General features: G+C 43.4%; 14 protein-coding genes. 9 read left to right on the forward strand and 5 right to left on the reverse strand.

Annotated elements, in window-relative coordinates:
- Window positions 1-22: 22 nt before the first annotated feature.
- Window positions 23-1,222, reverse strand: a complete 1,200-nt coding sequence (locus OCV82_RS03420; protein WP_154043133.1) for an acetate kinase — start codon at window positions 1,220-1,222, stop codon at window positions 23-25.
- A gap of 85 nt (window positions 1,223-1,307) precedes the next feature.
- Window positions 1,308-2,321 carry a phosphate acetyltransferase gene (pta, locus tag OCV82_RS03425; RefSeq protein ID WP_154043134.1) on the reverse strand — a complete coding sequence of 338 codons (1,014 nt, stop codon included), beginning with the start codon at window positions 2,319-2,321 and terminating at the stop codon, window positions 1,308-1,310.
- 245 nt (window positions 2,322-2,566) lie between these two features.
- Between pta and OCV82_RS03430 the strand changes: the two genes are divergently transcribed.
- The 4 genes from OCV82_RS03430 to OCV82_RS03445 are packed head-to-tail and all read left to right on the forward strand — an operon-like array spanning window position 2,567 to window position 5,507.
- A complete protein-coding gene (locus OCV82_RS03430) occupies window positions 2,567-2,917 on the forward strand; it encodes a CidA/LrgA family protein (protein ID WP_154043135.1) in 351 nt (116 codons plus the stop codon).
- Entirely contained in the window at window positions 2,898-3,593 is a 696-nt protein-coding gene (locus tag OCV82_RS03435) for an LrgB family protein (protein ID WP_154043136.1), read from the forward strand. The genes OCV82_RS03430 and OCV82_RS03435 overlap by 20 nt, the downstream gene beginning before the upstream one ends.
- A 10-nt stretch (window positions 3,594-3,603) precedes the next feature.
- Window positions 3,604-4,494 (forward strand): DUF2156 domain-containing protein, encoded by an 891-nt coding sequence (locus OCV82_RS03440; RefSeq protein ID WP_154043137.1) that lies wholly within the window; start codon window positions 3,604-3,606, stop codon window positions 4,492-4,494.
- Window positions 4,491-5,507, forward strand: a complete 1,017-nt coding sequence (locus OCV82_RS03445) for a GNAT family N-acetyltransferase (protein ID WP_154043138.1) — start codon at window positions 4,491-4,493, stop codon at window positions 5,505-5,507. Before OCV82_RS03440 ends, OCV82_RS03445 begins: the two co-directional genes overlap by 4 nt.
- On the opposite strand, the gene cdaA is transcribed toward OCV82_RS03445, so the two are convergent.
- Both cdaA and folP read right to left on the reverse strand, forming a co-directional pair.
- Window positions 5,494-6,279 carry a diadenylate cyclase CdaA gene (gene cdaA / locus OCV82_RS03450; RefSeq protein ID WP_154043139.1) on the reverse strand — a complete coding sequence of 262 codons (786 nt, stop codon included), beginning with the start codon at window positions 6,277-6,279 and terminating at the stop codon, window positions 5,494-5,496. The genes OCV82_RS03445 and cdaA overlap by 14 nt on opposite strands.
- 15 nt (window positions 6,280-6,294) lie before the next feature.
- Complete coding sequence (folP, locus tag OCV82_RS03455; RefSeq protein WP_154043140.1) at window positions 6,295-7,146, reverse strand: dihydropteroate synthase; 852 nt, start codon at window positions 7,144-7,146, stop codon at window positions 6,295-6,297.
- A gap of 111 nt (window positions 7,147-7,257) precedes the next feature.
- Between folP and OCV82_RS03460 the strand changes: the two genes are divergently transcribed.
- Window positions 7,258-8,553: a UDP-N-acetylmuramoyl-tripeptide--D-alanyl-D-alanine ligase gene (locus OCV82_RS03460; RefSeq protein ID WP_154043141.1), complete on the forward strand. Its 1,296-nt coding sequence runs from the start codon at window positions 7,258-7,260 to the stop codon at window positions 8,551-8,553.
- A gap of 120 nt (window positions 8,554-8,673) precedes the next feature.
- Here OCV82_RS03460 and OCV82_RS03465 read toward each other — a convergent pair whose 3' ends face one another.
- On the reverse strand, window positions 8,674-9,543 hold the full coding sequence (locus OCV82_RS03465; protein WP_154043142.1) for an AraC family transcriptional regulator: 870 nt from the start codon (window positions 9,541-9,543) through the stop codon (window positions 8,674-8,676).
- A gap of 119 nt (window positions 9,544-9,662) precedes the next feature.
- Here OCV82_RS03465 and OCV82_RS03470 point away from each other — a divergent pair, with 119 nt between their 5' ends.
- The 4 genes from OCV82_RS03470 (at window position 9,663) to uxaC (ending at window position 14,780) form a co-directional block, all read left to right on the forward strand.
- Window positions 9,663-10,478: an SDR family oxidoreductase gene (locus OCV82_RS03470; protein WP_154043143.1), complete on the forward strand. Its 816-nt coding sequence runs from the start codon at window positions 9,663-9,665 to the stop codon at window positions 10,476-10,478.
- Window positions 10,479-10,610: 132 nt separating this feature from the next.
- Window positions 10,611-11,795, forward strand: a complete 1,185-nt coding sequence (uxuA, locus tag OCV82_RS03475) for a mannonate dehydratase (RefSeq protein WP_204390480.1) — start codon at window positions 10,611-10,613, stop codon at window positions 11,793-11,795.
- Between the two features lie 90 nt (window positions 11,796-11,885).
- Window positions 11,886-13,361: an MFS transporter gene (locus OCV82_RS03480; protein WP_239469050.1), complete on the forward strand. Its 1,476-nt coding sequence runs from the start codon at window positions 11,886-11,888 to the stop codon at window positions 13,359-13,361.
- A gap of 12 nt (window positions 13,362-13,373) precedes the next feature.
- Window positions 13,374-14,780 (forward strand): glucuronate isomerase, encoded by a 1,407-nt coding sequence (gene uxaC / locus OCV82_RS03485; RefSeq protein ID WP_154043144.1) that lies wholly within the window; start codon window positions 13,374-13,376, stop codon window positions 14,778-14,780.
- Window positions 14,781-14,798 lie beyond the last annotated feature (18 nt).

Consider the following 14,798-nt stretch of genomic DNA (forward strand, 5'->3'; position numbering starts at 1 on the left):
TTTAGGATATTCCTATATCTTATTATTTATTATTTAGGATGTTCATTGTGTCAGTAGCAATCATCAATTCTTCGTCTGTAGGTATTACTACTACTTTCACTTTGGAATTTTCTGTAGAGATGATAGCTTCCTGTCCGCGTACCTTGTTCTTTTCAGGATCAAGTTCAACACCCATAAATCCTAATGTCTTGCAGACACCGGCACGTGCTGTAGCCTGGTTTTCGCCTACACCGCCTGTGAACAGGATTACGTCAACACCACCCATTGCTGCTGCGTATGCACCGATATATTTTGTAATGCGGTAGAAGTACATGTTTTCTGTAAGGATAGCGCGTTCTTCGCCTCTTGCTACAGCGTCTTCCAGTTCACGCATATCGCTTGACTTTTCGAATACGCCAAGAACACCGCTCTTCTTGTTCAGCAGGTTTGACATTTCGTCAGGAGTCATACCTTCTTTCTTCATCATATAAAGGATTGCGCCTCCGTCGATGTCACCGCAACGTGTACCCATCATAAGTCCTTCAAGTGGAGTAAGACCCATTGTTGTGTCGATACATTTACCGTCTTTTACAGCAGCGATAGAACCACCGTTACCGATGTGGCAAGTGATAATGCGGCTGCCTTCCTGAGGAATACCGAGGAATTCGCATACACGTTTTGATACATAACGGTGTGATGTTCCGTGGAAACCGTAGCGGCGGATACCATATTTTTCGAAATATTTGTAAGGTATCGGATACAGATAAGCGTAGTCAGGCATAGTCTGGTGGAATGCAGTATCGAATACAGCTACCTGTGGAACTTCAGGAAGAAGCTGCTGTACAGCGTAGATACCTTTCAGGTTTGCAGGGTTATGCAACGGACCGAGGTCGCAGCATTCTTCTACAGCTGCTATTACAGCATCGTTAATAAGCACAGAACCGCTGAATTTTGTTCCTCCGTGCAGTACGCGGTGGCCTACAGCGTTGATTTCGTGAAGGTTTTTTACAGCACCGTATTCTGCATTTGTCAATGTATCAAATATAAACTGAACTCCAGTAGTGTGTTCAGGAACATCCTTTTCGATGATTTTCTTTTCTCCGCTAGGAAGAGTAAGTTTAAGGAATGAACCTGGAAGACCTATTTTTTCAATACCTCCTTGTGCAAGGATTTCTTTTGTAGTCATTTCAAACAGTTTATACTTGATTGAAGAGCTACCGCAGTTGAGTACTAATATTTTCATAATACTATAAGTAAAAAAGTAATTAAAGCACAAAGGTCAGCGCACAGACCTTTGTGCTTGTAGATAATGTTTGATAAGTTTGTTATTAATTCTGTGCTTTTGCAGCAATAGCCTGGTTGGCTGTGATTGCAATCATCTTGTAAACGTCGTCGATGCTGCATCCGCGTGACAAGTCGTTTACAGGACGTGCTATACCCTGAAGGATAGGACCTACAGCTGTAGCGTGACCAAGACGTTCAACAAGCTTGTAAGAGATGTTACCTACTTCAAGGCAAGGAACTACAAGTACGTTTGCTTTACCTGCAATTTCTGAACCCGGAGCCTTGCTTGCGCCGATACGTGGAACCAAAGCGGCATCTGCCTGAAGTTCACCGTCGATCTTCAGTTCAGGAGCCATTTCCTTAGCTATCTTGAGAGCTTCAGTTACTTTGTCAACAACTTCGTGTTTAGCAGAACCCTTAGTAGAGAAGCTTAACATTGCAACACGTGGGTCGATACCTGCTACAGCCTGTGCAGTCTGTGCTGTACATATTGCAATCTGTGCCAACTGATTAGCGTCAGGTACAGGAGTAACGGCAACGTCACCCATTACCAATACACCGTTGTCACCACATTCAGGTGCATGAGTCAACATCAACATGGCTCCTGATACACAAGTAATGCCCGGAGCAGTTTTGATAATCTGAAGTGCAGGACGAAGAACATCGCCTGTAGTATTGCGTGCACCAGCCAACTGGCCGTCAGCATCACCGGCTTTGATAATAAGGCATCCCAGGTAAAGAGGGTTCTTTACAAGTTCCTGAGCCTGTTCCATTGTCATACCTTTTTTCTTGCGGAGTTCGAAAAGCAGTTCGGCATAAGCTTCTTTCTTTTCGTGGTTCTCAGGGTCGATGATAGTAGCTTTATTGATGTTTCCCAAGCCCCATTCCTGAGCCAATTTCATGATTTCTTCAGGGTTACCAAGAAGAATAAGGTCAGCAACACCGTCTGTCAATATCTGATTGGCAGCTTTCAAAGTACGTTCTTCAGTTCCTTCAGGAAGAACAATGCGCTGTTTGTTAGCTTTAGCGCGTTCAACGATTTGACTAATTAAATCCATGTTGATTTATATTTTAATATATAATGTAATTCTCTTTATCGCCGTTTGCGTTAACGGTCTTTTTATTTCACACTGCAAAAATACGTATTTTTGTAATATCTAGTTTGCAAAATACAAACTTTTTTTCTCAAAAGAGGTCATTTTATGTATGTTTAAGGACATAAAAGGCTTTTTTGAAGATGCGAGTGCATGTTTTCTGTGCTATTGCATAAATTTGCATCAGTTTTCAATAGTATAATTAAGGTATGATTCGTCAATGTTCAATCCTTTTCGGATGTATGGCTCTAGGTGAACTGGTAGTTTACCTGACCGGTGTAAAATTGCCTTCCAGTATTATAGGCATGTTGCTTCTCACGTTGTTTTTGTCATTAGGATGGGTAAAGCTTGAATGGGTTCAAGGCTTGTCCGATTTTCTTGTGGCAAACCTCGGCTTTTTCTTTGTGCCTTCAGGCGTGGCCCTGATGTTGTATTTCGATATCATTCAGGCACAGTTCTGGCCTATAGTGATAGCCACATTGGTAAGTACGGTTTTAGTGTTGGTAGTAACAGGTTGGGTTCATCAAATAGTTCGCAAATATGGATTTTTTAGAAAATAAGTTTTTTCTTCTGGCTATAACTTTCGGTTTCTTTTTCGTTTCCAAACTGTTGCAGAAGAAGACAGGATGGGTGTTGCTTAATCCTATCCTTTTGGCAGTGGCAATGCTGATTTGCTTTCTCAATGTAAGCGGTGTTTCGTATGAAAAATATCAGGATGCCGGCTCTCTGGTAGAGTTCTGGTTGCGTCCGGCTGTAGTTGCATTGGGAGTTCCTCTTTATCTGCAGTTGCGTATGATAAAGAAGCAGCTGCTCCCTATCATATTGTCACAGTTGGCAGGCTGTGTAGTAGGACTGATTTCGGTCACAGTTGTAGCAAAGTTGCTTGGTGCCACTCCCGAAGTCATAATGTCGCTTGCGCCTAAGTCAGTGACAACCCCTATAGCGATGGAAGTTTCGTCGGCTGTAGGTGGAATACCTTCGTTGACAGCTGCTGTAGTGATAGTAGTCGGACTGTTCGGAGCCATTTTCGGCTTTAAGGTGCTTCAGGTGGGACATGTGCACAGCCCTATAGCCCAGGGACTTTCTATGGGAACAGCTACTCACGCCGTAGGAACATCACGCGCAATGGAGGTAAGCGGTAAGTATGGAGCATATGCCAGCCTCGGACTTACTCTCAACGGAATTCTTACAGCATTGCTCTCACCTTATATATTACATTTGATAGGTCTTTATTAATATACATGTTATGCTTTCATTCAGACGTCTTGATATAGAAGATAAACAGACAGTACAGAAATATACTCTCCGTAGTAAGCGTCGTAACTGCGATTTGACATTTGCCAATCTCTACAGTTGGCGTTTCCTTTATCTTACCGAGATTGCCGAGTACGGTGGTTTCCTGTTGTTCAGATTTTATGTTGACGGGGAACTCTCTTATATGTTGCCTGTAGGTGAGGGCGACATAAAACCGGTTATGGAAGAACTTATGTCGGATGCCCGGATGAAAGGTATTCCTTTTGTGATGTATGGTGTCTGCAAGGAAAATTGCGAAGAGCTGGAAAGTCTTTTCCCGGGCAAGTTTGTGTTTACTTCAGACCGTGACTATTCCGATTACCTGTATCTGCGTTCCGATTTATCTACGCTGTCAGGCAAGAAGTTCCAACCCAAGCGCAACCATATAAACAAGTTCCGCAACAATTATCCAGGATATGAGTTCAAGCCTCTAACCCGCGAGCTGATACCGGAATGTATAAAGCTTGAGTCGTTATGGTGTCGTGCCAACAACTGCAGTGAGGATGAAGCCCTGCAGAACGAGCGAAAATCCATGAACGCCGCATTACGCAGTTTTGAAGAACTTGATATCATGGGCGGAGTGCTGACGGTTGAGGGCAAGATTGTGGCCTTTACCTATGGAGCCCCTGTCAATAATGAGACTTTCGATACATGTGTGGAAAAAGCCGACACCGACTACGAAGGCGCATACGCCATGATAAATCATGAGTTCGCAAAGATTATTCCCGAACAATACATATATATAAACAGGGAAGAAGATCTCGGTCTGGAGGGATTGCGCAAGGCAAAACTCTCTTATCAGCCGCATTTGCTTCTTGAGAAATATAAACTGGAACTGAAATGAAAGAGCAGGTAAAGTCTCTGTGGAAACTTTGCTTCCCGGACGATTCGGACGATTTCGTCGCACTGTATTTCTCTTCAAGATATACAGACGAAATAAACAGTGCCATTACGGAAAACGGTAGGGTAGTGTCCGCACTCCAGCGGATACCGTATCCCATGCGGTTTAACGGTGCCGTGATACCGGTGGCATATATATCCGGAGCATGTACTCATCCCGATTTCCGTTCCAGAGGTCTGATGTCGCGTCTTCTTGATGAGGCGCACAGGAAAATGTATGCAGACGGCAAGTACCTTTCTGTCCTTATACCTGCCAATGAAGGCTTGGTGAGCTATTATTCCAAGTCCGGTTACGAAATATGTTTTCAACAGGATGAAAAGTTATTAACAGGTATGTGCAAAACTGTTGATAACTTTAAAACAGAACTGATATTTAATGAGTTAGACCTGTTGAAAAACGAATGTTCTGAAGTATGCGACTTTATAAACCGACAGTTATCAACATATCATGCAAGCATACTTCATCCTTTTCAGGATATGAATATAGTCCTTGCCGATCTGGCTCTTTCCGGAGGCAAGGTATGGTATGCCAATGATAAAAACGGTAATATCCGTTCTGTAGTGCTACTGATAGCAGACGAAGACCGTATAGTCATAAAGGAACTTCTGTCTGTAGATAATCAGTCGGAAACGGCCATGCTAGGTTTTATATCCCGCCATTATCCCGGTTTGAAGATAGTAAAACCGTCACCTTGCGGCATGGTGCGTGTGATAAACGCTTACGGAATGCTTGGACTTATGTCCGGCAGGATGGCAGGCAGGTATGTCGAGATTTACGGTGACAGCGTCATTCCCGAAAACAACGGTTTATATCTTATATCCGACGGCGGTGTATGCCGTAAAATAAGCGGAAACGATATCTCTTGTGATACGGAACGTTTCAGGCTGCATATCAACAACATGCCTTCCTGGCTGTTCCGGGATATGGAAGCCCATATAAGCCTTATGCTTGATTGATGTATTCGTTAGTCAGCATTCTTTCCAGTTCCTCGGCGTTAAGTTTGAGGTAGAACTCACCCTTGTAGGCTATTGATATTCCTCCTGTCTCTTCCGATACGATTATGGCAAGCGCGTCTGTCTCCTGCGATACTCCCAGAGCCGCACGGTGACGCAATCCCAGCTCCTTGGGTATGTTAAGGTTGTGCGATACAGGCAGGATACATCCGGCGGCCTTAATCCTCTTGCCGCTTATTATCATTGCCCCGTCGTGCAGCGGACTGTTCTTGAAGAAAATGTTTTCTATCAGACGCTGGTTGATATTGGCGTCTATCACATCGCCCGTCATCACTATGTTGTCCAGCGGAACATCTTTCTCCAGCACTATTAGGGCTCCCACTTTTCCCTTGCCCATGCTCAGGCATGCCATGACGATAGGCATAATGTCGTTCTTGTCGCTGTCGTTGTATTTCTTTCCTTTCAGAAACCTGAACAGACTGTTCGAGCGGTATCTTGAACCTAGAGTAAGAAGGAATTGCCTTATCTCGTCCTGAAAAAGCACAATCAGTGCTATCACTCCCACGCTTACCAGCTTATCGAATATAGAACCCAGCAGTCGCATCTGCAATACCTGCGATACTATAATCCAGATTATGATGAACACCAGTATTCCGATAAAAATGTTTATCGTACCCGACGATTTCATAACCTTGTATGTCTTATACAGTATAAAGGCTACCAGCAGTATGTCCAGTATGTCTTTCAGGCTTATTATGCTTAAATCGAATGGCATTTTGATAATTAATAATTAAGAATTAATAATTAACTTACAATATATCTTCACCGCCTCGCAGGCTTCCTTCACGTCGTGCACCCTCAGTATGTTCGCGCCTTTCATCAGCGAAATGGTATTTAGTACGGTTGTTCCGTTCAGCGCGTCTTCAGGAGTATTGCCCAGAAGTCTGTATATCATTGATTTTCTTGATATTCCCACAAGTATAGGAAGATCGAATATCTGGAACTCTTCCAGCTTGTCCATAAGGATATAGTTGTGTTCCACAGTCTTTCCGAAACCGAATCCCGGATCGATGATGATATCCTTTGCGCCAAGGTCGCGCATTTTCTGTACCTTTTCGGAGAAATAATACATCACCTCTTTCACCACATTGTCGTATTCAGGATTTTTCTGCATGTTCTGTGGTGTTCCTTTCATGTGCATCATTACGTACGGCACTCCCAGTTTTGCCACAATAGGCATCATCCTGTCGTCCATGTTTCCTGCTGATATATCATTGATGATTGCTACTCCATGTTCCTCCACACACATCTTTGCTATATCCGCGCGAAATGTATCTACGGAAATCACAGCTTCCGGCATCTCCTTATTTAATAAAGTGAGAGCCTTTTTCAGTCTTGCTGCCTCTTCTTCCGTTGATATATTCTGTGCGTCAGGCCTTGACGAATATGCGCCGATGTCTATAATCTCTCCACCTTCGTCAATTATCTGTCTAGCTCTCTGCAAGATGTCTTCTTCCGATTGCTTTCTGCTTCCGGCATAAAAAGAGTCAGGGGTAACGTTCAGTATTCCCATAACTCTGGGATGTTCCAGATCCATCAGACTGCCGTTCACATTGATGTATTTTGCTATTCTGTTTTCCATTTCGATGCTTGCGTAATGATGGTGCAAATGTACATACAATAATTTATTTTTTATTGATTTGCCATTGATTTTTCGTTTATCTTTGCGTCACGTATCAAATTGTAATTTAAAATGGAAACTTCACAATTGTATAAATATTTTCTTGAGTGCGGAAAGGTCACTACCGACACTCGCGATTGCCCCGAAGGATCTATGTTCATAGCACTGAAAGGAGCCAGTTTCAACGGAAATACTTTCGCTTCGCAAGCCATAGCTGGCGGTTGCCGCTATGCCGTGGTTGATGAGGCTGAATACGCCAATGATGCCGAAGGACGTATTCTTCTGGTTGACGATTGTCTCAAGGCATTGCAGGATTTGGCGGCATGGCATCGCCGCGCGTTGGGCACAAGGATGATAGGTATCACGGGTACCAACGGCAAGACCACGACCAAGGAGCTGATAGCCGCCGTTCTGAAAGAGAAATACAATGTACTTTACACCCAGGGTAATCTGAACAATCACATCGGAGTACCATTGACACTGCTTAAACTTACTCCCGAGCACGAAATGGCAGTAGTGGAGATGGGAGCGAACCATCCTGGCGAGATAAAGACTCTGGTAAACATAGCATGTCCGGACTATGGTATAATAACCAATGTAGGCAAGGCACATCTTGAAGGATTCGGTTCATTCGATGGAGTAATCCGTACTAAAGGCGAGTTGTACGACTATCTCCGCGACAATGGCGGAAAAATCTTCATACAGAACGAAAATCCTTATCTTAACTCCATAGCAGGCGGACTGGAATGTATCCGTTACGGTGCCGAAGAAGGGCTTTATGTGTCGGGGAAAGTTCTGTCATGTTCTCCGTTCCTGTCTTTCAGCTGGAAGTCGGAAGATAAGGTCCACGAAGTGCAGACTCATCTGATAGGTTCGTATAATGTTGACAATGCTCTGGCGGCAGTCGCTATAGGACGATATTTCGGAGTTGCCGACGATGCCATCTGTCATGCACTTTCATCATACGAGCCGCGCAACAACCGTTCGCAGCTGGTAGAGGCAGGAGGAAACAGTTATGTGATAGATGCCTACAATGCAAATCCTACATCCATGGCAGCCGCATTGGATAATTTCCGTATGATTGATGCCGGACATAAGATGGTGATTCTCGGCGATATGAAAGAGCTTGGCGAAGCAAGTCTTGAGGAACACCAAAAGGTGGTTGACATGCTTTCCCGTTACTGTTTCGACAGGGTGATACTCGTTGGTCCGGAATTCGGAAAAACTGCAAATGCTTTTGAGCACTACAGTAATGCCGATGATGTGTATCAGGTGCTTTCTTCCGCCATGCCTAAAGGTTATATGATACTGATTAAAGGCTCTAACAGCATGAAGCTGGCTGCTTTGGCCGAAAAACTTATGAAATGATTTTTTAATTCTTTATATCATAAACTCCACACGCCCGTGTCGAGTTCTCCACACGCTCGTGTCGAGTTCTCCACACGCCCGTGTGGAGATAATAATGTTTTGACTTCCTGATAGGGTATATTATAATTCCAGAATTTTCTTTCTGTACTCAGTTGGAGTAACTCCCGTTACTCCTTTGAAACACCGGTTGAAATGTACAGCCGATTCGAATCCGCATTCCATGCTTATTTCCGATATGTTCAGACGGTCGTCGGCCAACAGTTTGCAGGCATAACCTATCCGCATGTCGGTGATGTATTGTTTCAGTGTCTTTCCGGTGTGGTCTTTGAAATATCTGCAGAAAGCCGACGGATTCATCGCCGTATATGACGCTATCTCGTCGAGTGTGATATTGTCGGTGTATTTCTTGTTAATGTAGGCCACAACCTTTTCAATTTTCTTGTTCTTGAACTCGGCAGGTACCGGGTTATAGTTTGGAGATGCCGCAAATTCCCTTTTCTTTATCATGGACAGCGATTGCAGAAGGCGAAGGAAAAGAATGAGTTGTTCCATTCCCTCCGATTCTGGTATCTGTTTCAATAATGAGGTTATCTCCGGTTTGTTCTTTACTGAAATCTTGACTCCTCTGTTCGATTCGTTCAGAAGTGTGTTGATGTTTATGAATTGCACGTAATGCGTGAAGGAATATTGCATGAAGTCCTTTTCGAACTGTATAATCGTACCGTTTACTCTTAGACTGTCATCCTGTCCATATTCCGGAGGATTCTGCATGCAGTGTGGAAGTGCCGAACCGAACAGCAACAGAGTCTCGTCAGAATAGTCTATTATGCTATCGCCGATAATGCATTGTCCGTAACCTTTTTCTACATAAAGTATTTCATATTCGCCATGGAAATGCCATGGGTATGTGAATGACTTGTAGTCGTATGCCCTTGCTTTGATTGGGTTTGAATCGGATATGTGCAGTTGTTCGTTTACTATTCTTTTCATGGCTTCATGTCGAATTGTACTTAATGCAAATATAAGTAAATATCTTGCAAAAATAGGTATATATACTTATTTCTTTCTGTAGTATTTTTGCATCTAAGAACAATTTAAAACTTATATATATGAACAACATGTTTGATATTGCCGGTAAGGTAGCTGTTGTGACAGGCGGTTCCGGCGTTTTGGGTAGTAATATAGCTGAAGGTCTTCTGAAGGCCGGAGCTAAAGTCATAATCATTGGTGCTCATCAGGATAGGGTAGATGCGGCATTGGAACGTCTGAAAGCTGTGAGCCAGGATGTAGCAGGTACTGTATGTAATGTGCTTGACATCGAGAGCCTTCGTTCTGTAAAAGATACTGTACTTTCAAAATGGGGTCGTGTGGACTTCCTTATCAATGCTGCCGGTGGTAACATTCCTGGTGGTACGCTGACTGTTGACCAGAATATATTCGACATGAAGGTGGAAGACCTTAACAAAGTGGTCGATCTGAACCTTAACGGTACTGTTTATCCATGCCTTGTTTTCGGTGAGATTATGGCAAAACAGCAGAGCGGTGTTATCGTGAATGTTTCTTCTATGGCTGCTTATGAGTCAATCACACGTGTGCCTGGATATTCTATGGCTAAGAGCGCTGTTGAAAACTTTACTCGCTGGATGGCTCAGGAAATGGCTATCAAGTTCAGCGAAAAGATCCGCGTAAACGCTATTGCTCCTGGATTCTTTATCGGCAACCAGAACCGTGCTATCCTGATTAATCCTGACGGCTCACTGACAGAACGCAGCAAGAAGGTTATTGCCAAGACTCCTATGAGAAGATTTGGAGATATTTCAGAATTGAATGGTGCCGTTCAGTTCCTTTGCAGCGATGCAGCTAGCTTTATCACTGGTGCTACATTGGCTATTGACGGTGGTTTCAGTGCATTCAGTGGAGTGTAATTATATTTGGTTGACAAGGCTTCAGTTACAAGTTAACAAGGTTCTGGCTTCGCCGACCTTTGGCTTTATCCGGACTAAGAACCTTGTCAACTCGTTAACTTGTCAACTTGTAACTAAAAAAAAGAAAACATTATGATGGAGAAAACTTGGAGATGGTTTGGAAAGAAGGATAAGATTACTCTTTCCATGCTGCGTCAGATAGGAGTGGAAGGAATAGTAACAGCTTTGCATGATGTTCCAAACGGCGAGATTTGGACAGTTGAGGCTATCAACGACTTGAAATCTTATATCGAGTCATACGGATTGAGATGGTCGGTAGTGGAAAGTCTTCCTGTATGTGAAGCTATCAAATATGCAGGTCCTGAACGCGACCAGCTGATTGAAAACTATAAAGTCAGCCTTGCCAATCTAGGTAAATGCGGTGTAAAGACAGTATGCTATAATTTCATGCCGGTAATCGACTGGGTGAGAACAGACTTGCAGCATCCTTGGGCGGACGGTACAAGCTCATTGTATTACGACAGGGTACGTTTCGCATATTTCGACGTAAAGATTCTTCAGCGCGAAGGAGCGGAGAAAGACTATTCTGAAGAAGAACTCCGCAAGGTGGAAGAACTTGACAAGGTTATCACAGAAGCAGAAAAAGATGAGCTTATCGACGCTATCATCGTTAAGACTCAGGGATTCGTAAACGGAAATATCCGCGAAGGCGACAAGAACCCTGTAGCTATATTCAAGCGTCTGCTTTCTTTATATAAAGGTATAGACAGAGATGCATTGCGTGAAAACATGCGTTACTTCCTTGCTGCTATAATGCCAGTGTGCGAGGAATACGGTGTCAACATGTGTGTTCATCCGGACGATCCTCCTTTCCAGATTCTCGGATTGCCTCGTATCGTTACTAACGAAGAGGATATAGCATGGTTCCTCAATGCTGTTGACAATCCTCACAACGGACTGACTTTCTGTGCCGGTTCTTTGAGTGCAGGCGAGCATAACGATACACGCGAACTTGCAAAGAAGTTTGCTAAACGTACACACTTCGTACATTTGCGCAGTACAGCGGCTATGCCTGGTGGTAACTTTATCGAAAGTACTCATCTGTCAGGCCGCGGACATCTGATTGACCTTATCAGAATATTCGAAAAGGAAAACCCGGGATTGCCGATGCGTGTTGACCACGGACGTATGATGCTTGGCGACGAAGACAAGGGTTACAACGCAGGATATTCATTCCACGGACGTATGCTTGCCCTGGGACAGGTGGAAGGTATGATGGCTGTGGTGGATGATGAACTGAAAAACGGAATAGTATAAAAGATAATGAATAATTAAAAATTAAGAATTAATAATGCCGTATCCACCCATTATTAATTCTTAATTTTTAATTCTTAATTGAATAATACCATGAATTCACAAGATAATAGGATGAAAATGACAAATTATCGCTGGACGATATGCCTTATGCTGTTTATCGCCACAACGATAAACTATATGGACCGACAGGTTCTTTCTCTTACATGGAAGGACTTTATTGCTCCAGAATTTAACTGGACTGATGCGAATTACGGAACTATTGCCGGTTTCTTCTCTATACTGTATTCTATCAGTATGCTTTTCGTAGGAAAATTTGTAGATAAGATTGGAACAAAGAAAGGTTATTTGTGGGCTATAGGTATATGGTCTGTAGGTGCCTGTCTTCACACTTTCTGCGGAATAGTTACTGCCGGAATATCTACAGGAACATGGGCTTTCACTTTCGAAGGTGCGCGTGAGGCTATCGAGGCTGCCGAAACTGCAGGTACAGTGATATGGAGTGTATCGACCGTAAGTATATGGCTTTTCCTTGCTGCGCGTTCCATACTGGCAGTAGGAGAGTCTGGTAACTTCCCTTGCGCCATAAAGGTGACTGCCGAATATTTCCCTAAGAAAGACCGTGCTTTCGCAACCAGTGTGTTCAATGCCGGAGCACAGCTTGGTGCCTTGCTCGCACCTTTCACCATTCCTGTCATAGCACGTTATATGGGTTGGGAAATGTCATTCCTTATAATCGGTGCTTTAGGTTTCTTCTGGATGGGATTTTGGGTGAGAATGTATGAAACTCCGTCAAAGCAGAAGAAGGTAAACAAGGCTGAGCTGGAATATATTGAGCAGGATCGTCTGACAGAAGCTTCTGAGACTGCAAAACCTGCAACAGAAGAGAAAAAGGAGAAGGGTATCAGCTTGTGGAAATGTTTCACTTTCCGTCAGACTTGGGCTGTTATATTCGGACGTTGTCTTCCTGACGGTGTGTGGTGGTTCTTCCTTTTCTGGGCACCTGCTTATGTGAAAGACGTTTACGGATACAGTTCAGACTCTACTATGGGTATGCTGCTTATCTTTACTCTTTATCTGATATCAATGCTTTCCATCATTGGCGGTTATCTGCCTACCGTGTTTATCACACGCCTTGGTATGAATCCGTTCGCAGGACGTATGCGTGCTATGCTTATCTTCTCTTTGTTTCCATTGCTCGGACTTTTTGCACAGCCGCTCGGAAATATATCCTGCTGGTTCCCTATCATCATAATCGGTATAATAGGTGCAGCACATCAGAGCTGGAGTGCCAATACTTATACGGTAGTGAGCGATATGTTCCCTAAATCAGCTGTGGCAACAGTTACAGGTATCGGTGGTATGGCTGGTGGTATCGGCAGCTTGCTGTTCAATCAGGGCTCAGGTATCCTGTTTACTTACTCAAAGGAAACGAATATGGCTTTCATGGGATTCGAAGGTATTCATGCCGGCTATATGATAGTGTTCCTTATAGCTTCAGTAGCTTATCTGTTCAGCTGGATAATGATAAAGATTCTTGTTCCGAAATATAAGATAATTGAAATTTGATAATTGATTAATATGAAAGATTTTATAAACGAAGATTTTCTTCTGCAGAGTGATGTGGCAAAGATGCTGTATCATGAACATGCGGAAAAGATGCCTATCATAGATTATCACTGTCATCTTAATCCGAAGATGATTGCAGATGATTATAAATTCAGTTCCATCACCGAGATATGGCTTGGCGGCGACCATTACAAATGGCGTGCGATGCGTGCCAATGGGGTAGATGAAAAGTATATCACAGGTAAGGAAACTTCCGATTGGGAGAAATTTGAGAAATGGGCAGAAACAGTTCCATATACATTGCGCAATCCGCTTTATCACTGGACTCATCTTGAATTGAAGACTGCTTTCGGTATAGGTGAAACCCTGAATCCTGCATCTGCAAAAAGGATATACGACAAGTGTAATGAACTGCTTGCCACTCCTGAATACTCGGCCCGCGGACTGATGAAGAGATATAACGTAGAGTCTGTTTGTACAACTGACGATCCGATTGATACGCTGGAGTATCATAAGGCTATTGCAGATTCAGGTTTCGAGGTGAAGGTTCTTCCTACTTGGCGACCTGACAAGGCAATGAATGTCACTACAGCAGCCGAATACAGGGCTTATCTTGAAAAACTTTCACAGGCCAGTGGCGTGACAATCTCCAAGTTTGATGATTTGGTTGAGGCTTTGAAAGTGCGTCATCAGTATTTTGCCGACCACGGATGTAAGCTTGCCGACCACGGTCTTGCGGATATACCTGCAGCTGATTATACTATGACTGAAATATCGGCAATATTCGACAAGGTATATGGCGGTAATGAACTGACTAAGGACGAAAAAACAAAATATCAGACAGCTCTGTTGATTATCCTTTCAGAAATGAATGCAGAGGCAGGATGGACTCAGCAGTATCATTACGGACCGTTGCGTAACACAAATTCAAGAATGATGGCCAAGCTTGGTCCTGATACAGGCTTTGATACTATCGGCGATTTCAGATGTGCTGAGGCCATGGTTAAGATTTTCGACCGTCTGAACTCAGAAGGTAAGCTGGCAAAGACAATACTCTATAATATCAATCCGTCGGAAAATGATATGGTGGCTGCAATGATAGCCAACTATCAGGACGGAAGTGTACCGGGCAAGATGCAGTTCGGTTCAGGCTGGTGGTTCAACGACCAGATGGGAGGAATGCTCCGCCAGATGAATGCCTTGTCTGAACAGGGCTTGTTGAGCCGTTTTATAGGTATGCTTACTGACTCCCGTTCGTTTCTTTCATATCCTCGTCATGAATATTTCCGCAGAATCTTGTGTAATATGATTGGTAATGACGTGGTGAACGGAATACTTCCGGAATCGGAAATGGGAAGAATAAAAGGTATGATAGAAGATATCTGCTATTGTAATGCTAAGAGTTATCTTAATCTTTAAGAGATAATTGAAAAAATA

This window comes from Bacteroides cellulolyticus (genome assembly GCF_025567135.1).
In the GTDB taxonomy this organism is placed as follows: Bacteria; Bacteroidota; Bacteroidia; order Bacteroidales; family Bacteroidaceae; genus Phocaeicola; species Phocaeicola cellulolyticus.